This is a genomic window from Thalassovita sp., from assembly GCF_963691685.1.
Taxonomy (GTDB): domain Bacteria; phylum Pseudomonadota; class Alphaproteobacteria; order Rhodobacterales; family Rhodobacteraceae; genus Thalassobius.
Window position 1 is genome coordinate 2,880,625 of the sequence record NZ_OY829290.1, and the last position, 19,116, is coordinate 2,899,740.

The 19,116-nt window shown below is 60.8% G+C and carries 15 protein-coding genes; 8 read left to right on the forward strand and 7 right to left on the reverse strand.

The genetic code is table 11. The features are described 5' to 3' along the window. The gene (gene glmS, locus ACORLH_RS13865; RefSeq protein WP_321828963.1) at positions 1–1,821 is read left to right on the forward strand and encodes a glutamine--fructose-6-phosphate transaminase (isomerizing); all 1,821 of its coding nucleotides are present in this window, start codon (positions 1–3) and stop codon (positions 1,819–1,821) included. Continuing rightward, positions 1,818–2,597, forward strand: a complete 780-nt coding sequence (locus ACORLH_RS13870) for a DNA alkylation repair protein (RefSeq protein WP_321828964.1) — start codon at positions 1,818–1,820, stop codon at positions 2,595–2,597. Before glmS ends, ACORLH_RS13870 begins: the two co-directional genes overlap by 4 nt. 89 nt (positions 2,598–2,686) lie before the next feature. On the opposite strand, the gene ACORLH_RS13875 is transcribed toward ACORLH_RS13870, so the two are convergent. Together ACORLH_RS13875 and ACORLH_RS13880 are read right to left on the reverse strand one after the other, a co-directional pair. Then, complete coding sequence (locus ACORLH_RS13875) at positions 2,687–3,058, reverse strand: hypothetical protein (protein ID WP_321828965.1); 372 nt, start codon at positions 3,056–3,058, stop codon at positions 2,687–2,689. Between the two features lie 27 nt (positions 3,059–3,085). Next, the gene (locus ACORLH_RS13880) at positions 3,086–3,550 is read right to left on the reverse strand and encodes a hypothetical protein (protein ID WP_321828966.1); all 465 of its coding nucleotides are present in this window, start codon (positions 3,548–3,550) and stop codon (positions 3,086–3,088) included. A gap of 105 nt (positions 3,551–3,655) precedes the next feature. Here ACORLH_RS13880 and moaA point away from each other — a divergent pair, with 105 nt between their 5' ends. From moaA to ACORLH_RS13895, 3 genes are all read left to right on the forward strand, one after another. Beyond that, positions 3,656–4,675 carry a GTP 3',8-cyclase MoaA gene (gene moaA / locus ACORLH_RS13885; protein WP_321828967.1) on the forward strand — a complete coding sequence of 340 codons (1,020 nt, stop codon included), beginning with the start codon at positions 3,656–3,658 and terminating at the stop codon, positions 4,673–4,675. 9 nt (positions 4,676–4,684) lie between these two features. Beyond that, positions 4,685–5,983: a 3-deoxy-D-manno-octulosonic acid transferase gene (locus ACORLH_RS13890; RefSeq protein ID WP_321828968.1), complete on the forward strand. Its 1,299-nt coding sequence runs from the start codon at positions 4,685–4,687 to the stop codon at positions 5,981–5,983. Positions 5,984–6,055: 72 nt separating this feature from the next. After that, a complete protein-coding gene (locus ACORLH_RS13895) occupies positions 6,056–7,114 on the forward strand; it encodes a glycosyltransferase family 4 protein (protein ID WP_321828969.1) in 1,059 nt (352 codons plus the stop codon). A 714-nt stretch (positions 7,115–7,828) separates the two neighbouring features. On the opposite strand, the gene ACORLH_RS13900 is transcribed toward ACORLH_RS13895, so the two are convergent. From ACORLH_RS13900 to ACORLH_RS13920, 5 genes are all read right to left on the reverse strand, one after another. Beyond that, positions 7,829–8,992: a M20 aminoacylase family protein gene (locus ACORLH_RS13900; protein ID WP_321828970.1), complete on the reverse strand. Its 1,164-nt coding sequence runs from the start codon at positions 8,990–8,992 to the stop codon at positions 7,829–7,831. 31 nt (positions 8,993–9,023) lie between these two features. After that, positions 9,024–10,184 (reverse strand): M20 aminoacylase family protein, encoded by a 1,161-nt coding sequence (locus ACORLH_RS13905; protein WP_321828971.1) that lies wholly within the window; start codon positions 10,182–10,184, stop codon positions 9,024–9,026. Between the two features lie 28 nt (positions 10,185–10,212). Beyond that, positions 10,213–11,556, reverse strand: a complete 1,344-nt coding sequence (locus tag ACORLH_RS13910) for an FAD-binding oxidoreductase (RefSeq protein WP_321828972.1) — start codon at positions 11,554–11,556, stop codon at positions 10,213–10,215. Beyond that, complete coding sequence (gene argE / locus ACORLH_RS13915) at positions 11,553–12,716, reverse strand: acetylornithine deacetylase (RefSeq protein ID WP_321828973.1); 1,164 nt, start codon at positions 12,714–12,716, stop codon at positions 11,553–11,555. The genes ACORLH_RS13910 and argE overlap by 4 nt, the downstream gene beginning before the upstream one ends. Before the next feature lie 281 nt (positions 12,717–12,997). Continuing rightward, positions 12,998–14,818: an ABC transporter ATP-binding protein gene (locus tag ACORLH_RS13920; RefSeq protein WP_321828974.1), complete on the reverse strand. Its 1,821-nt coding sequence runs from the start codon at positions 14,816–14,818 to the stop codon at positions 12,998–13,000. Positions 14,819–15,231: 413 nt separating this feature from the next. Between ACORLH_RS13920 and ACORLH_RS13925 the strand changes: the two genes are divergently transcribed. The 3 genes from ACORLH_RS13925 (at position 15,232) to ACORLH_RS13935 (ending at position 18,979) form a co-directional block, all read left to right on the forward strand. Further along, on the forward strand, positions 15,232–16,932 hold the full coding sequence (locus ACORLH_RS13925; protein ID WP_321828975.1) for a peptide ABC transporter substrate-binding protein: 1,701 nt from the start codon (positions 15,232–15,234) through the stop codon (positions 16,930–16,932). Between the two features lie 108 nt (positions 16,933–17,040). Beyond that, positions 17,041–18,048: an ABC transporter permease gene (locus ACORLH_RS13930; protein WP_321828976.1), complete on the forward strand. Its 1,008-nt coding sequence runs from the start codon at positions 17,041–17,043 to the stop codon at positions 18,046–18,048. Further along, positions 18,041–18,979 (forward strand): ABC transporter permease, encoded by a 939-nt coding sequence (locus tag ACORLH_RS13935; RefSeq protein ID WP_321828977.1) that lies wholly within the window; start codon positions 18,041–18,043, stop codon positions 18,977–18,979. Before ACORLH_RS13930 ends, ACORLH_RS13935 begins: the two co-directional genes overlap by 8 nt. Positions 18,980–19,116: the final 137 nt, after the last annotated feature.

The window sequence follows — 19,116 nt, forward strand, 5'->3', positions numbered from 1 at the left end:
ATGTGCGGTATTGTTGGAGTCCTCGGCAGCCATGAAGCTGCGCCGATCCTTGTCGATGCGCTGAAACGTCTGGAATATCGTGGCTATGACAGTGCGGGTATTGCCACCGTAAACGGCGGCACGCTGGATCGCCGCCGCGCGGTGGGCAAGCTGGTGAACCTGTCGGACCTGCTGGTGCATGAACCGCTGGCCGGGAAATCCGGCATCGGCCATACCCGCTGGGCCACCCATGGCGCGCCGACCATTGGCAACGCCCACCCACATCAGGCCGGCCCTGTCGCCGTGGTCCACAACGGGATCATCGAAAACTTCCGCGAATTGCGGGCGGAACTGGCCGCGAAGGGCATCAGCTTCACGACTGAGACCGACACAGAAACCATCGCCCTGATGACCCAGGCCTTTATGGCGGACGGGCTGTCACCGGTGGATGCGGCCGAGGCCACTTTGGCGCAGTTGGATGGAGCATTTGCACTGGCTTTCCTGTTTGAAGGAGAAGAGGACCTGATGGTCGCCGCCCGCAAAGGCTCCCCCCTAGCGATCGGCCATGGAGAGGGGGAGATGTTCGTCGGCTCCGACGCCATCGCCTTGGCCCCGATGACCGATAAAATCACCTATCTGGAAGAGGGTGACTGGGCCGTCCTGACCCGCACATCACTGGTGATCCGCGATGCCCAAGGTGAATTGGCCAACCGCGAAATGCGCACCATCCGCATGGATGACGCCCGCGTGGACAAGGGTGGCCACAAACACTTCATGTCCAAGGAAATCGCCGAACAGCCCCGCGTGATCGGTGAAGCGGTGCGCCATTACCTCAGCGATGACGGCAATGCTGTGGCCCTGCCCGGTGATCTGGACTTCACCCAAATCGACCGGATGACCATGGTGGCCTGTGGCACCGCTTACTACGCCTGTCTGACCGCGAAATACTGGTTTGAACAGCTGGCGCAGATGCCGGTTGAGGTCGATATCGCGTCCGAGTTCCGCTACCGCGAACCGCCGATCCCCGCCCGCACCGTGGCGGTGTTTGTCAGCCAGTCGGGCGAAACCGCCGACACGCTGGCGGCGCTGCGCTATTGCGACGGCAAGGCCGACAAGATCCTGTCCGTGGTGAACGTCCCCGAAAGCTCCATCGCGCGGGAAAGCGATCTGGCCCTGCCGATTCTGGCCGGTGCTGAAATTGGCGTCGCCTCCACCAAGGCCTTCACCTGCCAGCTGACGGTTCTGTTGATGATGGCCCTGAAAGCGGCCGAGCAGCGCGGCACCCTGACATCGGAACGGCTGAGCGATCTGCTGTCTGGCCTCCGCGCCCTGCCCAACACGCTGAACACCGCGTTGGAGCAGGACGGCAACATCGCCAATGCCGCGCGCAAACTGTCCGAGGCCAGCGATGTCTTGTTCCTGGGCCGTGGGTTGATGTACCCGCTGGCGCTGGAAGGCGCATTGAAACTGAAGGAAATCAGCTACATCCACGCCGAGGCCTATGCCTCAGGCGAGCTGAAGCACGGCCCCATCGCGCTGATCGACAAACACCTGCCGGTGGTTGTCATGGCACCGCGCGACGGGCTGTTTGATAAGACCGTGTCGAACATGCAGGAGGTTCTGGCCCGCGGTGGCAAGGTGATGCTGGTCACTGACGCCGAGGGTACAGTTGAAGCCGCAGGCGACGCCTGGCAGACCATTACCTTGCCCGCCATTGACCCCGTGCTGTCGCCCATTCTATACGCAGTGCCTGCACAGCTGCTGGCCTATCACACCGCCGTTGCCAAGGGCACCGATGTGGACCAGCCGCGCAACCTCGCAAAATCGGTGACTGTAGAATGACCTATGAAGAGGCGCTGGCCGCGCTAAAGGCCCATGTTGAACCCGGCCGCGCCGAAGGCATGGCCGAGTATCACAAGGTGCCACGCGAATATCTGGGCGTGCCCAACCCGGCGATCAATGACCTGGCCAAAGAGTGGCGCAAAGGTCTGGATGTGCAGGGCCGCGTCGATCTGGCCCGCGCGCTTTGGGACAGCAACATCTTTGAATGCCGTTTAGCGGCTGCGAAACTGCTGACACAGGCGCGGATCAAGGGCGATCAGCCGGTGTGGGAGTTGATCACCTCCTGGGTCGCTGACTTTGACAGCTGGGCAATTGCCGATCACGCCATGATGGCCGGTCAGAAACGTGTGGTTGCCGATCCGTCCCGTCTGGATGAGGTGGAGGCCTGGACCTCTTCCCCCGATCACTGGACGCGGCGCGCGGCGATGGTCATCACCCTGCCCTGGACCAAACAGAACAACCCCAAACCGCAGGATCTGGAGATCCGTGAACGGGTGCTGACCTGGGCAGCGGGCTATGTGCAGGATCCTGAGTGGTTCATCCAGAAATCCGTGGCCTGGTGGCTGCGCGATCTCAGCAAACATGACGCCGACCGTGTCATCACCTTCCTGCGTGAACATGGCAAAGCGATGAAGCCTTTTGCCCGCAAGGAGGCCGGCAAACATCTGCCCCCGAAACCCGAAGGCGCCGCCGCCAAACAGCCGCGGCCTGAATGGCAGGATGGGGATGGATACGATGGCCCGGATATCACCGACCTGCCGGATGAGCTGGCCTGATGAATTGGCCTGAGTAACGCGCCTGATCAATGACAAAGCCCCGCCAATCCAGCGGGGCTTTTGCTTTTGTGACCTCTGACAAACTGTACTCAAGCGCTCATGGCCACATAGCCAGCACAGAGCAGCATCACCGTGGTGATTGGCCCCCAAAGGCGACGTTCCGGGGCGGATGGGGTGATCCAATTGGCCAGCGCAGACAGCGCCTGCACCACCAGCGCCACCCAAGCCGTCCATTTCGGCCAGTCCACGACCAACCCGGCGGCTGACAGAACCGACAGGGCCATAAAGGCCAAGATAAAGATCGAAACCGCGGCAAGGACCCGGCCCCGACGCGGCAGCGGGCCATCGACCTGCCCGCCCTGCGTGATACGCCCCCAGGGGGCACCGGCGATCAGTGCGATCTGAAACCCGATCACGCAGCAGCAGATTAAAGCGTAGGCATAGGCCACAGTCGTCAGCATCAGCCCCTCCGGCAGGTCATAACAGCCTTAGAGCTGGAACACCTCAACCTCAGCCAACCCGGTCAGCGGCACATCCAGCAGACGCATCGCCCCCAGTGACAGCGACGAGCCCGCTGAGACCGCACCCGCCCGTGGGATCAGGTCCACCTTCACCTCCCGGCCGGTTTTGGGATAGCGCACTTTGCCTTTGGTTGCAGTGTCCACCAGCGGGGTTTCCATCCAGAAGCCTTCGCGTGTGGCATCCCCCAGTGAGGCAACCGTGGTGCCCAACAGACCGCTGGCCGCCGGTTCCGGGCGCGCGGCCTCGGGATCAGGATCCGGTAATGCAGCCACCTCAATATCGCCCGTATCCGGCAGCGACTGCGCGGTTTGCGTATTGCTGCCCGGCGCCTCACGCAGCCAGGGACGATCGGTGAGGTTTTCCATCAGCGGCAGATCGGAACAGGCGCTGAGGACAAAGGCGAGCAAAAGGATCAAGGCAATCTGTTTCATGCCCCAAGGCTACGCCCATTCTGACCCCCAATCAACAAAGCTCGGGCACGAAATCGGACAATCTTACCCTTGCCGCGCCGGGGGCGGCGTCATAGGTTCTTGTCCATGAGCATCAAGACCCTGCCCCCACTGATCGATCCCTTTGCGCGTGCGATCACCTACCTGCGCATTTCGGTGACCGACCGCTGCGATTTCCGCTGCGTCTATTGCATGTCCGAAGACATGAAGTTCCTGCCGAAAAAGGAATTGCTGACGCTGGAAGAACTGGACCGGATGTGTTCGGCCTTTATCAACCTTGGTGTTGAAAAGCTGCGGATCACCGGCGGTGAACCTCTGGTGCGCCGGGGCATCATGACATTTTTTGACGCGATGTCGCGCCATCTGGACAGCGGCGCGCTGAAAGAGCTGACGATGACCACCAACGGATCGCAGCTGGCGCGCTTTGCCGATGACCTTTATGCCGCTGGCGTACGACGCGTGAACATCTCGCTCGACACATTGGACGATCAGAAATTCGCGGACATCACCCGCTGGGGCCGTTTGCCGCAAGTGATCAAAGGCATCGATGCCGCGCAGAAGGCCGGGATGCGGGTCAAGATCAACGCGGTGGCCCTCAAGGGCTTCAACGATGTTGAGCTGTTCGACATGGTCGAATGGTGCAATGAGCGTGACATGGACATCACCTTCATTGAGGTGATGCCAATGGGCGATATCGGCAATGAGGATCGTCTGGACCAATATTGGCCGCTGACCGATCTGCGCGCTCAGCTGGGCGAACGCTATCAGATCACCGATCTGGCCGAACGTTCCGGCGGCCCTGCACGCTACATCCGGTTGGAAGAAACCGGCCAGAAGGTGGGGTTGATCACCCCGATGACCCATAACTTCTGCGAAAGCTGCAACCGGGTGCGGCTGACCTGCACCGGTGAGATCTACACCTGTCTGGGTCAGGAAGGCTGGCAAGACCTGCGCCCTGCCCTTCGCAACAACCCTGATCACGAAGAGCCACTCTATGAGGCGATCCGCGCCGCAATCGGGCTGAAACCCAAGGGCCACGACTTTGACTATTCCCGTCAGGAAGTGGGCGGGAAGATGTCGCGCCACATGAGCCACACCGGCGGCTAAGGACGGACCATGCCCGCAGATCGGGGCCCCCTGTCCGGGCCCACACTGACCTATCGCATTTACTCTGGCGTCGCCAATCTGGCGGCGCCTTTGGCCTATCGTAAAGTGGCGAAAAAACTTGCAGCGGCGGGTGTCACCCCGGATCGTCTGCGCGAACGGCTGGGCCATGCCACCCTGTCCCGCCCGGCGGGTCAGCTGATGTGGTGCCATGCGGCCTCCGTCGGGGAGAGCCTGTCGGCCCTGACCCTGATTGAGGCGATGGGTGCGCGCCACCCCGAGCTGCAGTTCCTACTAACCTCGGGCACAGCCACCTCGGCCGAGATCGTGGCCAAACGCCTGCCCGCGCGCTGTCATCACCAGTTTGCCCCGCTCGACAGTGCCGGGGCCCTGCGCCGGTTCCTGAACCATTGGAGCCCGGATCTGATCGCCTTTGTCGAAAGTGAGCTGTGGCCGCAGATGATCAGGCGCGCAGGTGCTGTGGCGCCGCTGGCCCTGCTGAATGCCCGCATGTCGAAAGGGTCCTTGCGCAATTGGGGGAAATTCCCCGCCTCAGCCAGGATGTTGCTGGATCGCTTCGCGCTGATCCGCACCCAAGATCAGGCCACGCTGAACGGGTTGCTGGCGCTCGGCGCAGAGCCATCGCACTGCGCCAAAGGGCAGAACCTGAAATCCGCCGCAGGCCCGCTGCCGGTCCCGACCGAAGCGCTGAGCCAGCTGCAAAAGCAGATCGGTGCGCGCCCGATCTGGATCGCCGCCTCGACCCATCCGGGCGAGGAACTGGCGGTGCTGGAAGCGCACAAAGCGCTCTTGAGTGACCACCCGGACCTGTTGCTGGTTCTGGTGCCGCGTCACCCGGAACGCGCACCTGAGATTGAGCAGATGATCGCCAATGCCGGGCTGCGCCACAGCCTGCGCAGCCGCGGTGAGGCCCCCACCGCGCAGGTCTATCTGGCCGACACCCTGGGGGAGATGGGTCTGTTTTACAGCCTGTCACCGCTGGTGTTTCTGGGCGGGTCCCTGACACCAGTAGGCGGTCATAACCCGTTTGAGCCGGCCCATGCCGGCGCGGTGGTTTTGCACGGCCCGCTTTATGCCAATTTCGCGGAAAGCTACGCCGAGTTTGCCAAGGCCGGCGGATCAGTTGAAGTGTCCGACAGTGCTGAGCTGGCAAAGGCCATCACCATCCTGCTGAACGATCCCGATCACCGCGCCGCCGAAAGCGCCGCCGCGCAGGACTTCGCCCGCGGCCAGATGCAGGGGTTGGATCAGATGATTTCAGAGCTTTCCGCACTGCTGAAAGACGGCTAGACAGGGCCGAAGAGACGTGGGCCGCAGTAACTTGAGGCCGCAACGCCCGAACTGATGCGCAAGGATACCCGGATGCCACAGCCAAAAACCGCGACGCTGGATGTGCTGGCCCCCAATTTCAAACGCCGTCTGTCCGGTGTGACGTCAACGGTGATCCGTCTGGTGCCCCTGCAGGCCGAAACCCTGCCCATTGCCGCCGTGGGGCCTGTGATCCCCGATCACGTGCCACATGTGCCGCTGTCCGCGCTGCTGACCATGTCACGCAAAGGGCCTTCTGGCGCCCGGGTCTGGCACGCCCGGCGCAACATCGAGATGCTGGGCGGTCTGGCGCTGAAACATATCCTGCGCAAAGAGCTGAAGCTGATGTTCACCTCCGCCTCGCAGCGCCACCACACCGGGCTGACCAAATGGCTGATCAAACAAATGGATGCAGTTGTCGCCACCTCGGCCAAAACCGCCGCCTATCTGGACCGCCCCGCCACTGTCATCCACCACGGCATTGACGCAGAACAGTTCAGCCCCACCGCGGATAAACCTGCCCTGCGCGCGGAGTTGAACCTGCCTGAGGCCGGCACGCTCATCGGCTGCTACGGTCGTATTCGCGCCCAGAAGGGCACCGATGTCTTTGTCGACGCGATGATCGCAACCCTGCCCAATCACCCAGGGGCCTACGGTCTGGTGATGGGCCGCGCCACCGATCAGCACAAGGATTTCGAACAGGGCCTGAAAGACAAGGTTGCCGCCGCCGGCCTCAGCGACCGGATCCTGTTCCTGCCCGAGGTGCCTGTCTGGGAAATGGCGAAATACTATCAGGTGCTGGACCTCTACATCGCGCCGCAACGCTGGGAAGGTTTCGGCCTTACCCCGCTGGAGGCCATGGCCTGCGGCACCCCCTCCATCGCAACCCGCGTCGGCGCCTTTGAAGAGCTGATCGCCGAAGGGGAAACCGGCACGCTGGTGGATCCCGGCGATCTGGACCAGATGATTGCCGCGACAGAAGCGATCCTGTCGGACCCCGCCCGCCTGAGCGCATGGTCTGAAAATGCCCGCCAAAGGGTGCTGGACCAGTTCCAACTGCACCAAGAAGCCGACGCGCTGATCAAGATCTACCGGGACCTGCTGGCGGGGTAAGACCCATGGGCTCATTCGTTGGGGAGGTTTTGCGAGGAACAACGGACTGCAAGCACATCTTGGGGGACATGCGGTAACGCTGGGGACTGCATTGAGCCCATTCTTACTGATGCAGCAATGTCAGCGAATGACTGCTATGAGACTGCTATGAGACTGCTAACTAGATGTGAGGGTTAGCTTTGACAAAAAATATACGATCCGTTCCTCTTCAACAATACATCGCTGAAAGAACCGGCATTCTGTCTTCAGAACAAGTCTCTCGGTACATCGAAGAGTTATCGACGAACGAAGAAGTCGTGGAATCTGTTCTTGTTGGCGCGGACCGCGATGCATCTATGCTGCTGTCGCCGCAAGTGCAAATCGATCATGCGCATGTTGCGTCTGGGCATGCATTGAATTTTCTGCAACGTAACGCGTTGCCGGATAAGGGCTTACAGGACTTACAAGACGCGCAATACAAATTTGCAAAGGCCAAGTTGGAATGGGATAGAAAGAACACTTTGAACTGGTTTCAACGACTCGTCAGAAGGTATCGGTAGCAGACATCCATAGAAGGGAAGTGGAAGTCGGGATTGTCCGCTAAGGAACCTTCGAACAAAACGGAGAAGGGTCTTAGTGCCCCCCCGGTAAAACGGCCCAAAGCCCCTCACCAGCCGCAAAAAGCCGGACAGGTTCCCCTGCCCGGCTTTCTCATCTCATACCGAACCCGGCGTATTAGGCGGCGGGCATGCGCTGTTCGACGATCTCGGCCCACCAGCTGCAGCCGGCAGGGATGGCTTCGTCGTTGAAGTTATATTCCGGGTGGTGCACGGCGGCGGTGTCACCGTTGCCGACCAGAATATAGGCGCCGGGGCGCTCTTCCAGCATGAAGGCGAAGTCTTCGCCGCCCATGACCAGCGGGGCTTCGTCACACTGGCCGGTGATCGACTTGGCAACATCGGCGGCAAACTGGGTCTGCTCATCGTGGTTCACCATCACCGGATAGCCGCGCATGTAGTTCACATCCGCCGTGCCGCCAAAAGTGGCCGCAACGCCATTGCAGATCTCATTGATCCGCTTTTCGGCCAGATCACGCATCTCTTTGGACATGGTGCGCACGGTGCCGCGAATGGTGACGCGCTGCGGGATCACGTTGAACGCCTTGGAGGAGCTTTCCATCGAGGTGACCGACACAACGATCTGATCCACCGGGTCTGCGTTGCGCGACGCGATCGACTGCAGCGTGGTCACGGCCGTGGCGGTCATCACGTTGGTGTCGATCACTTCCTGCGGCTTGGCGGCGTGGCCACCGCGGCCTTCAAAAACGATCTCATAGGTGTCGGTGGCCGCAAAGAAGGCGCCCGGACGGATGGCGAAGCTGCCCAGCGGGCGGCCCGGCCAGTTGTGCATGCCGTAGACTTCCTGAATGCCCCAGCGGTCCATCATACCGTCTTCGCACATTTCACGACCGCCGCCGCCACCTTCTTCGGCGGGCTGGAAGATCACCACAACAGTGCCGTCGAAGTTACGGGTTTCGCTGAGGTATTTCGCAGCCCCCAGCAGCATGGCGGTGTGACCATCGTGACCACAGGCATGCATCGCACCGGGGGTTTTCGAGGCATAGTCCAGACCGGTCTGTTCGTGGATCGGCAGCGCGTCCATATCGGCGCGCAGGCCAATGACCTTGCCCGAGCCGGTCTTGTTGCCTTTGATCACGCCAACAACGCCGGTGCGGCCGATGCCGGTGACGATCTCATCGCAGCCGAACTCTTTCAGCTTGTCGGCCACAATGGCGCTGGTGCGGTGGGTTTCGAACAGGATCTCAGGGTTTTCGTGCAGATCACGGCGCCATTCGGTGATCTCATTCTGCAGTTCAGCAAAGCGGTTCTTGGTGGGCATCTTACGTCCTTCCAGATGGTGTTGGCCGCGCTCAGGCGCGCGGCAGTCGTCGTTCGATCAATTCGGCAAAGAAGCTGGTGCCATACGGCGCGGCTTCGTCTGCGAAATCATATGCGGGGTGGTGGCAGGCCTGGCTATCCCCATTACCGAGGAAGATATAGGCGCCGGGACGCGCTTCCAGCATGTAGGAGAAATCTTCTGCCGGCATGATGGGGGCGGTGTTGGCCTCCACCTTGGTGCCAACGGCGCGCGCGGCCTCAACCGCATGGGCGGTTTCGGCGTCGCTGTTGACGGTGGGCGGGTAGCCGCGGATGTAGTCGACCCGCGCGGTGGCGCCATATGCGGCGGCGGTAGCTTCGGCCACGGCTTTGACCCGCGCCTCCATCAGGTCACGCACCTCAGGTTCAAAGCAGCGTACCGTGCCGCGCAGCTTGGCGGTCTGCGGGATCACGTTCTGGGTGTCGCTTTCGGTCAGGAAGGTGGCGATGGTCAAAACCGCCTGTTTCACCGGATCAACGTTGCGCGACACGATCGAGTTCAGCGCAACCACCACATGGGCCGCCGCAAGGGTGGTGTCGATGGTCTGATGCGGCTCAGCGGCGTGACCGCCCTTGCCTTCAATCACGATCTCCAACTCATCCGCGGAGGCCATCAGCGGTCCAGGACGGATGGCAAATTCGCCCACCGGCACGCCAGGGGCGTTGTGCAGGCCGTAGACCTCATCCACGTTCCAGCGGTCCATACAGCCGTCTTCAACCATTTTGAGGCCCCCGCCCCCGCCCTCTTCGGCGGGTTGGAACAGCAGCACCACGGTGCCATCAAAATTGCGGGTCTCGGCCAGGTATTTCGCCGCACCCAGCAGCATGGCGGTGTGACCGTCATGACCGCAGGCATGCATCGCGCCCGGAGTTTTGGAGGCATAGTCCAGACCGGTGATCTCATCCATCGGCAGCGCATCCATATCGGCGCGCAGGGCAATCACCCGGTCCGAAGTGCCGGCCTTGATGGTGCCCACAACGCCGGTGATGCCAATGCCCTCAACCACTTCATCGCAGCCAAAGGAGCGCAGTTTTTCGGCCACCACGCCGGCAGTGCGATGCACATCGAACATCACCTCAGGATGCTGGTGGAAGTCGTGGCGCCATTCGGTGATCTCACCGTGTAGTTCTGCCACGCGGTTCTTAATCGGCATTTCAGGTCTCCCTCTTCTCAACCCGGCCTTAGAGGCCCGGCCCCAATTCCAGTTTTGATCCGTCGCTGAAGCGCGACAGGCGGAAGCGGCTGAGGTCATGCCCCAGTGCGCCCCCGGTGATCAGATCGGCCATGATGCGACCAAAGGCCGGACCAATGCCGAAGCCATGACCGCACATGCCGGTACAGATGCTTAGTCCCTCAAGCGGCGCGTGATCGACCACCGGCACAACATCCGGCATTGCATCAATCATACCGGACCAAACGGCCTTGATCCGCGGCGTGCCCAGCTGCGGGAACAACGCCCCAAAGGCGGCCAGCGTTTTTTCATGCAAGCCCATAGTGGGTTGCGGGTTCAGCACCCGCATGCGTTCAAACGGGCTTTCGTCCTGTGACGACCAGCGCCGTTTGGTGCCCCAGGCATCGGGGAAGCCCTTGGGCGCGGCCGGGTGGTACTTTGCCCCGAAAGGATGCGCCTTAATTTGCGGCATATAGGCCCCCAGATGGCGGAAGGCATCGGGGCCGATAAACAGCCGGTGCCAGCCCCCTGCGGCCAGGGTAAAGCCCCCGTCCGCGCGGCGACGGAACGCCAGCGCATTGTTGCCGGCGGCTGGCAGATCAAGCGCAGGCAGGGGTTCGGTGGCCAGCACCTGCGCCTGCACCGAAAGCTGCGGCAGGTTTACACCGTGCTGGCGCAGGAACAGCGCCGACCAGGCACCGCCCGAGACCATGACATGATCCGCCTTGATCCGGCCCTTTTCGGTCACCACACCTGCCACCTTGCCCGCGGCGATGTCCAAGGCCCGTACGGCGCAGTTTTCACGGATCACCACACCGGCCTTAGCTGCCGCGCGGGCAAAGATCGGCACGGCCACCCAAGGCTCTGCCTTCATGTCGGATGGTGTGTGCAGCGCGCCTGCAAAACGTTTTGTGGCACCGGGCAGCAGATCAGCGGTCTGATCGGCGGTCAAAATCCGGCTGTCGACGCCATGGGCGCTGGCCTTTTGCAGCCAATCCTCATAGCCGGCGACCTCTTTTTCACTTTCGGCCAGATAGGCCACACCCAGACGGGCCAGGCCCAGATCTTCCTCCACCTCACCCTGCAGCTGGGTCCAGAGGTGATTGGCCTCAGTCGCGATGGGCAATTCTGCCATGTCGCGCCCGGTCTGGCGGATCCAGCCCCAATTGCGTGAGGATTGTTCGGCTGCAACCCGACCCTTTTCCAGCACCGCAACCTTCAGACCTTTGCGGGCCAAGAACAGCGCGCTCATCACACCGATGACGCCGCCGCCAACGATGGCCACATCCACCGCATCGGGCAAGGGACCGTCATGTTCTACCGGGCACTGAAGGCCCAATGGAAATGGCGTCATGCAAGCACCTCTTGCACCAGTTTCACCATGAACCGCTGACCGGCCTCCAGCTGGGCAACCTCCAGAAACTCATCCGGCTGATGCGCCTGAGCGATGTCGCCCGGGCCGCAGACAACGGTGGAATAGCCATCGTTCTGGAAATGACCGGCCTCGGTGCCGTAACTCACCACATTCTGCGAATTGTCCCCGGTCAGGCGGCGCACCAGCGCTTCGGCTTCGCCGTCAACCTCAGGCGCCAGCCCGGTCAGGTCATAGGTTGGGGTCACTTCGATCCAGGTGTCCGGCACGATGGCCTTCATCTCAGCCTCAACCTCGGCCACTTTGGCGCGCAGCCGCGCCTCCCAGTCGTCGTTGTTTTCATCAGGCACATTGCGGAAATCGATTTCGAAGGTGCAGTCCTTGGCCGTGATATTGCCTGCCGTACCGCCGGAAATCGTGCCCACATGGGTCGAGGTCCAGGGCGGCACAAACAGCGCCGCCGTTTCCGACGGGGTGCCGGCGGCCTGCGCCGCGTTCATCTCATTGGCCCATTCGATCAGCTTGGCGCCAAACATGATGGCATTGACCCCGGTGTGGATCAGCGAGGAATGCACCTCAAACCCATGCACATGAATGTCAAACGCGCGCCCGCCTTTATGGGCGGTGACCGCCTTCATCATCGAAGGCTCCCCCACAATCACGGCGGAGGCGCGCGGCAGATGTTTCTGCATTTCCTCAATCAGCGGCACCACCTCTTCGCAGCCCACTTCTTCGTCATAGGACAGCGCAATTTGTAGCGGACGTGTGACGCCCTGACGCTTGGCTTCCACCAGCGCCCAGATGGCCAGCGCGTCAAAGCCTTTCATGTCGCAGGTTCCGCGCCCGAAAAGCTTGCCGTCTTTTTCCACCACGGTGAAAGGGTCGGTGGTCCAGGGCTGGCCGTCCACCGGCACAACATCCGTGTGACCCGACAGCACGATGCCACCAGCAACCTCAGGGCCCACATGGGCGCAGAGCCCGGCCTTATCCCCGGCCTCATTATACTGGCGGTGGCAGGTGATCCCGTGACCGTTCAGATAATCCTCAACCCAATCGATAAGGTCCAAGTTGCTGTCCCGGCTTACGGTCGGGAACGACACCAGCTTGTCCAAAATCTCACGGGGGGTCAGGAGGGTGGTCATGGGGATCCTTTTCAGTGCTTTACCAATATCGGCATCGGAGCCGGCAACGCATTGACACCGCCACCCCAAAAGCACCGGTGAAGGCCGGTGCCAAATCGGAAGCTGAGCGGTCAATCAGGGCAGACATGTAAAAACGCCAAACTGTGCAGAAGGCCAAAACCGACCACAGGGACCGGCAAAGGTCAATCAAGTGAAACTACGGGGGTCGCGCAGGGCACTGCCGATCAGCCGCAGGGCCAGCCCCCAAAGGCTTGGCGGCCCGAAGGCCGCCAAGGTGTTGATCAGTAACCGCTTTCCGAGGTGAGCACGAAGTGGCCGGGGCTCACTTCCTTGTACTCAGACGGGCCCGGCTCATATCCAACGGGGTGGATCGGCGATGGGATCGGCTTGAAGTTAAGCTCACGCTCAGACTTGCGCTGGTTCGGATCCGCAATTGGAACCGCCTTCATCAGCGCCTGAGTGTAGGGGTGCTGCGGATCTTCGAACACGGCCTGACGCGGCCCCAGTTCGACGATCCGACCCAGATACATCACGCCCACATCGTGGCTGACCCGTTCCACCACGGCCATGTCGTGGCTGATGAACAGGAAGGACAGGCCCAGTTCCGCCTGCAATTCCATCATCAGGTTCAAAACCTGCGCCTGTACCGAAACGTCCAGCGCCGATACTGCCTCATCAGCGATGATCAGCTTGGGGTTCAACGCCAAAGCACGGGCGATCGCCACACGCTGACGCTGACCGCCGGACAGTTCGTGCGGGTAGCGGCGCAGGAAGCTGCGCGGCAGTTCGACCCGGTCAAACAGCATCTCAACCCGTTTCTGCATCTCACCGCTGGAATGGGTGCCGTAGTTACGCATCGGCTCGGCCACCTGATCGCCCAGCATCATCTGCGGGTTCAGCGAGGCAAAGGGATCCTGGAAGATCATCTGCATGTCCAGACGGGCGGCGCGCAGTTCATTGTGATCCAGCGCCATGATGTCTTTGCCATCGATGTTGATATGGCCCGCCTGCGGTTCCACCAGACGCAGGATCGACCGGCCAGCAGTGGATTTACCACAGCCCGATTCCCCCACCAGCGACAGAGTGCGCCCTTTGTTGAGGGTGAAGCTCACATCCTCAACCGCGTGCACATTGGCAACGGTGCGGCGGAAGAAGCCACCCTTCACCGGGAAACGGGTGATGAGGTTCTTCACTTCCAGCAGCGGCTCATCAGTGCCGGCGATTGGGTCAAGGTTCTGGTTCTCACGGCCCAGAAGCTTCATCGGCTCCGGCAGCGCCTTGCCTTTCATCTCACCCAGTTTCGGAACCGCGGCCAGCAGCGCCTTGGTGTAGTCGTGCTGCGGGTTCTCAAAGATTTCCTTAACCGTGCCCTCTTCGACCTTATTGCCGCGGAACATGACAACCACGCGGTCCGCCATCTGCGCCACAACCGCCATGTCGTGGGTGATGAACATCACGGCCGTGCCGGTTTCACGTTTCAGACGATCCATCAGGGCCAGGATCTCTGCCTGAATGGTCACATCCAGCGCGGTGGTCGGCTCATCCGCAATCAACAGACGCGGCTCACAGGCCAGCGCCATGGCGATCACAACACGCTGACGCATGCCGCCGGACAGTTCGTGGGGGTATTGTTTCAGCCGACGCTCCGGTTCCGGGATGCGGACCTGCTTCAACAGATCCAACGCGCGGGCCTCTGCCTCTTTTTTAGACAGACCCTTGTGCAGGCGCAGACCCTCAGTCAGCTGACGGCCCACGGTGAACACCGGATTCAGCGCGGTCATTGGTTCCTGGAATATCATACCAATCTCATTGCCGCGAATCGTCCGCATGAGATCCTGATCGGTGTCAGCCAGGTTGATCTGCTCACCTTCTTTGCGATCAAACAGCAGTCGGCCGCCGGCAATTTCGCCGCCGCCAAATTCAACCAGACGCATCAAGGAGAGGCTGGAGACCGATTTACCGGAGCCAGATTCCCCAACGATACAAACGGTTTCACCCGGATTTACGTCAAATGAGACATCTTCCACACCAACGACGGGCCCGTCCTTGGTCTGAAATTCAACCCGAAGGTTTTCGATCTTTGCAATCGGTTGATCCAGCATTCCCCTGATCCATTTTTGGTATCGTTGTTTCAGGCGACGCTATAGACAGCCCAAAGCCAGTGTCAAATCCGTATATCATTAGGTGATTAAACAGGCGCATTTCTACTTTAGCGACGCCCAAGAAATGCATGACTTTATGCAAAATTTGCATATGGCCCGCTAACCCTATGCAGATACCGTATATCTACCGTGCCGAGCGGTAAAAGACCCGCGTACTACCCCTTGCTTTTTCGAATTAATCAGTTTGAGATGCGGCCAGCCGTGGGGCTTTCGGGGATAATCACCAACGAAATTAACCGGAATCTGACGATCAGGTTGCACCCGCGGATAGAATCATGGCCCGGCGAAGGGTCTTAATCCCCCCGTATGGGGAACTTGAGACACTTAACTGGGTGTCCAACAAGGAGTGGAAAATGAAAATTAAAACTCTCATGCTAGGTGCCGTCGCTGCGACCGCCCTGGCACCGGCTGCAATCGCTGAGCGCGGTTCCGACGGCCACGTCAACATCATCTACTGGCAGGCGCCTTCGATCCTGAACCCGTATCTGTCGAGCGGCACCAAGGACATCGAGTCCGCCTCGCTCGTCATCGAGCCGCTGGGCCGTTACGACCCGACCGGCGCGCTGGTTCCTTACCTGGCCGAAGAAATCCCGACCCTGGAAAACGGCGGTGTTTCGGAAGACCTGAAAACCATCACCTGGAAACTGAAGTCGGGCCTGAAATGGTCGGACGGTTCCGCTCTGACCTCGGCTGACGTTAAGTTCACCGCCGACTACTGCATGCACCCCGAGGGTGGCTGCGCACAGCTGGCGAAATTCGAAGGTGTTGAGTCGGTTGACGTTATTGACGACCTGACCGTGAAAGTGACCTTCGGCGAACCCAAGCCGAACCCCTATGGCCCGTTCATGGGTGGTCAGTCTCCGATCATTCAGGCGGCTCAGTTCGCGGACTGCATGGGCGCCAAAGCCCCTGAGTGCACCACCGCCAACTTTGGCCCGATCGGCACCGGCCCGTTTGTTGTCACCGAGTTCAAGCCGAACGACGTGATCTCGATGGAAGCCAACCAGAACTACCGTGACGCAGCCAAGCCTGCATTCGCGACCCTGACCTTCAAAGGTGGCGGCGACGCAACCGCAGCTGGTCGTGCCGTTCTGGAAACCGGTGAATTTGACTACGCCTGGAACCTGCAGCTGGCCCCTGAGGTCATCGCGAACATGGAAAAAGGCGGCAAGGGTAAAACCGTTGCAGCATTCGGTTCGCTGGTTGAGCGTATCGAAATGAACATGACCAACCCGTCGCCCGATCTGCCCGAAGGCGAGCGTTCGACCGCAGCCCACCCCCACCCGTTCCTGTCGGACCTGAGCGTGCGTAAAGCACTGTCGATGGCCATCGACCGCGAACTGCTGGTGGAAATCGGCTACGGCAAAGCAGGTCGTCCGACCTGTAACCTGGTGCCTGCACCGGCGATCTACGCGTCCGACAACACCGACTGTCTGACCCAGGACATCGCTGGCGCCAACGCACTGCTGGACGAAGCTGGCTGGGTTAAAGGTGCTGACGGCATCCGCGCCAAAGACGGCGTTAAACTGTCGATCCTGTACCAGACCTCGACCAACGCCGTTCGTCAGGACTTCCAGGCTCTGATCAAACAGTGGTGGAGCGAAATCGGTGTTGAAACCGAACTGCGCAACATCTCGGCATCGGTCTTCTTCGGTGGTGACCCGGGTTCGCCTGACACCTTCCAGAAGTTCTACGCTGACGCTGAAATGTACGCCAACAACTTCGACGGTACCGACCCTGAGTCGTATCTGGCACAGAACACCTGTGATAAGGCACCTAAGCCTGAATCGCAGTGGCAGGGTGAGAACATCAACCGTTTCTGCAACCCAGAATTCGACGCGCTGGTTGCTGAACTGGCCAAAACCGGTTCGCTGGCCAAGCGTGGTGAGCTGGGTCGTAAGCTAAACGACATGCTGACCAAAGACAGCTACGTGAAGATCCCGCTGGTTGACCGTGGTCGCGTCTCGGCCCACGCAAACACCCTGGGTGGTGTTGTGCTGAACACCTGGGACTCTGAGCTGTGGAATGTCGCTGACTGGCACCGCGTGAAGTAATCCCGCGTGATTATTGCCCCGGCCCACCTCGGGCCGGGGCTTTTTCTTGAGTGCGTGAGAGTGTATGACCGCGCGCAGAAACAAGAATAGCCGCAAAGGCCTCCGTATATGCTGACTTTTACTGTTCGACGATTGGTGTTGGCCGTGCCAACCCTGTTGTTCATCAGCCTTGTCATCTTCCTATTGCTCGAGCTGGCGCCGGGCGATCCGATGGCACAGGTCCCGCTCACCGTACCGCCAGAGGTAAAGGAAAAGATGCGCGAAGCGCTGGGTCTCGGCCAGCCAGTGCACATCCGTTTCGTCAAATGGCTGGTGCAATTCTTCTGGATTGAACCCCAGGTTCTCTTTGACCACGTCTTTGGCACCACCTTCGCCGAAGGCAAGCTGCGCGTGCTCAGCTGGCAGACCCGTTCGCCGGTTATGGACATCGTTGTGCAGCGTATGCCGCAGACCCTGTGGGTGGTGGGCATGTCCTATATCATCGGTGTGCTGATCGCGCTGCCGATCGGGATCTACTCGGCCTACCGCCAGTATTCGATCTTCGATCAGGTTGGTACTTTCATCTCGATGATCGGCTTCTCGGTGCCCACCTTCTTCACCGGCGTTCTGTTGATCGTGATCTTCTCGGTGAACCTTGGCTGGTTCCCCTCGATCTATGACACCACCCATAAGGTGACCGATTGGGACAGCTTCGTTGTGCAGCTGCGACAGCTGGCGATGCCGGTCTTTGTACTGGCGCTTTACAACGCCGCACAGATCAGCCGCTTCATGCGGGCCTCGATGCTGGACAACCTCAATCAGGACTATGTGCGCACCGCACGGGCCAAAGGCCTGGGTGAAAAGGCCGTGGTGCTGGTACACGTGCTGCGCAACTCGATGATCCCGGTTGTGACCGTGATTGCCCTGGGGGCGCCGCAGGTCTTTGGGGGTGCGATCATCACCGAACAGGTGTTCAAGGTGAACGGTCTGGGCCATCTGCTGATCGGCGCGATTGAGGCCAACGACCTGCCGACCGTGCAGACGCTGACCTTTATCTTTGCGCTGCTGATCGTGGTCTTCAACATCATTGCCGATGTCCTCTACGGCATCCTGGACCCGAGGATTCGCTATGACTGATGAAAAGCAAACCGCACCGATCGGCGCCCTGTCCGATCCGATGCCCTCTGCCCCGCCGCGCAGCCAATGGCGTGCCGTGTGGGAGCAGTTCAAAACCCACAAAGGGGCTTTGCTGGGCGGTATCATCTTCCTGGTGATCGTTCTGACGGTGTTTGTTGGTCCCTGGATCTGGCCGTATGACCCGACCTACATCGACATCCGCGCCCGGAACCAGGGCCCGAGTTTTGCCCACCCGCTGGGCACCGATCAGCTGGGCCGCGATACGCTGGCGCGTATGATGGCCGGCGGTCAGGTTTCGGTTGCCGTGGGCATCACCGCGATGCTGCTGGCGCTGTTCCTGGGCTCGCTGGTGGGCGTGCTGGCCGGCTTCTTCAAGAAGCTCGACGGCCCGCTGATGCGTCTCACTGACCTGTTCCTGGCGCTGCCGCTACTGCCGCTTCTCTTGGTTATGGTGCTGTTGTTCCGCGACACGCTGAACCAGGCCTTTGGACCTGAGACCGGGATCTTCATCCTTATCGTTCTGGCCATCGGTGTGACCAGCTGGATGCCGACCGCACGGATCGTGCGCGGTGACGTTCTGGCGCTGAAGGAGCGTGAGTTCGTTCTGGCCGCCCGTTCCATCGGGACCAAAAACGGCAAGATGATCACCCGCCACATCCTGCCCAACGTGCTGTCGCCCATCATGGTGTCGGCCACGCTGGGGATCGCCAACGCGATCATCACGGAATCGGCGCTGTCCTTCCTTGGCCTTGGCTTCCCGCCGGACTTCCCGACCTGGGGCCGCCTGCTGTTTGATGCCACCGACTACCTACAGCAATACCCTGAGCGGGTGTTCTGGCCGGGTCTGGCCATCTCGCTGACGGTGCTGAGTGTGAACTACCTTGGCGACGGTCTGCGCGACGCATTGGATCCCCGGATCCGCGGCCGCTAAAGGCACAAATAAGAACACTGGAACGGCCCGCTGCCCCCGCAGCGGGCCGTTTTCTTTGCCCAAGCTTGCTGCACAAACGTCCGTTCTGGCAGCGGCGCCCCGATCGGGAAACCGTTCCCCTTAGAGCCACCAATCCA

What these genes read in the sequence shown, in the direction of transcription:
- glmS (WP_321828963.1), top strand. Translation starts at nt 1, where the DNA reads ATGTGCGGTATTGTTGGAGTCCTCGGCAGCCATGAAGCTGCGCCGATC.
- ACORLH_RS13870 (WP_321828964.1), top strand. Translation starts at nt 1,818, where the DNA reads ATGACCTATGAAGAGGCGCTGGCCGCGCTAAAGGCCCATGTTGAACCC.
- ACORLH_RS13875 (WP_321828965.1), bottom strand. Translation starts at nt 3,058, where the DNA reads ATGCTGACGACTGTGGCCTATGCCTACGCTTTAATCTGCTGCTGCGTG.
- ACORLH_RS13880 (WP_321828966.1), bottom strand. Translation starts at nt 3,550, where the DNA reads ATGAAACAGATTGCCTTGATCCTTTTGCTCGCCTTTGTCCTCAGCGCC.
- moaA (WP_321828967.1), top strand. Translation starts at nt 3,656, where the DNA reads ATGAGCATCAAGACCCTGCCCCCACTGATCGATCCCTTTGCGCGTGCG.
- ACORLH_RS13890 (WP_321828968.1), top strand. Translation starts at nt 4,685, where the DNA reads ATGCCCGCAGATCGGGGCCCCCTGTCCGGGCCCACACTGACCTATCGC.
- ACORLH_RS13895 (WP_321828969.1), top strand. Translation starts at nt 6,056, where the DNA reads ATGCCACAGCCAAAAACCGCGACGCTGGATGTGCTGGCCCCCAATTTC.
- ACORLH_RS13900 (WP_321828970.1), bottom strand. Translation starts at nt 8,992, where the DNA reads ATGCCCACCAAGAACCGCTTTGCTGAACTGCAGAATGAGATCACCGAA.
- ACORLH_RS13905 (WP_321828971.1), bottom strand. Translation starts at nt 10,184, where the DNA reads ATGCCGATTAAGAACCGCGTGGCAGAACTACACGGTGAGATCACCGAA.
- ACORLH_RS13910 (WP_321828972.1), bottom strand. Translation starts at nt 11,556, where the DNA reads ATGACGCCATTTCCATTGGGCCTTCAGTGCCCGGTAGAACATGACGGT.
- argE (WP_321828973.1), bottom strand. Translation starts at nt 12,716, where the DNA reads ATGACCACCCTCCTGACCCCCCGTGAGATTTTGGACAAGCTGGTGTCG.
- ACORLH_RS13920 (WP_321828974.1), bottom strand. Translation starts at nt 14,818, where the DNA reads ATGCTGGATCAACCGATTGCAAAGATCGAAAACCTTCGGGTTGAATTT.
- ACORLH_RS13925 (WP_321828975.1), top strand. Translation starts at nt 15,232, where the DNA reads ATGAAAATTAAAACTCTCATGCTAGGTGCCGTCGCTGCGACCGCCCTG.
- ACORLH_RS13930 (WP_321828976.1), top strand. Translation starts at nt 17,041, where the DNA reads ATGCTGACTTTTACTGTTCGACGATTGGTGTTGGCCGTGCCAACCCTG.
- ACORLH_RS13935 (WP_321828977.1), top strand. Translation starts at nt 18,041, where the DNA reads ATGACTGATGAAAAGCAAACCGCACCGATCGGCGCCCTGTCCGATCCG.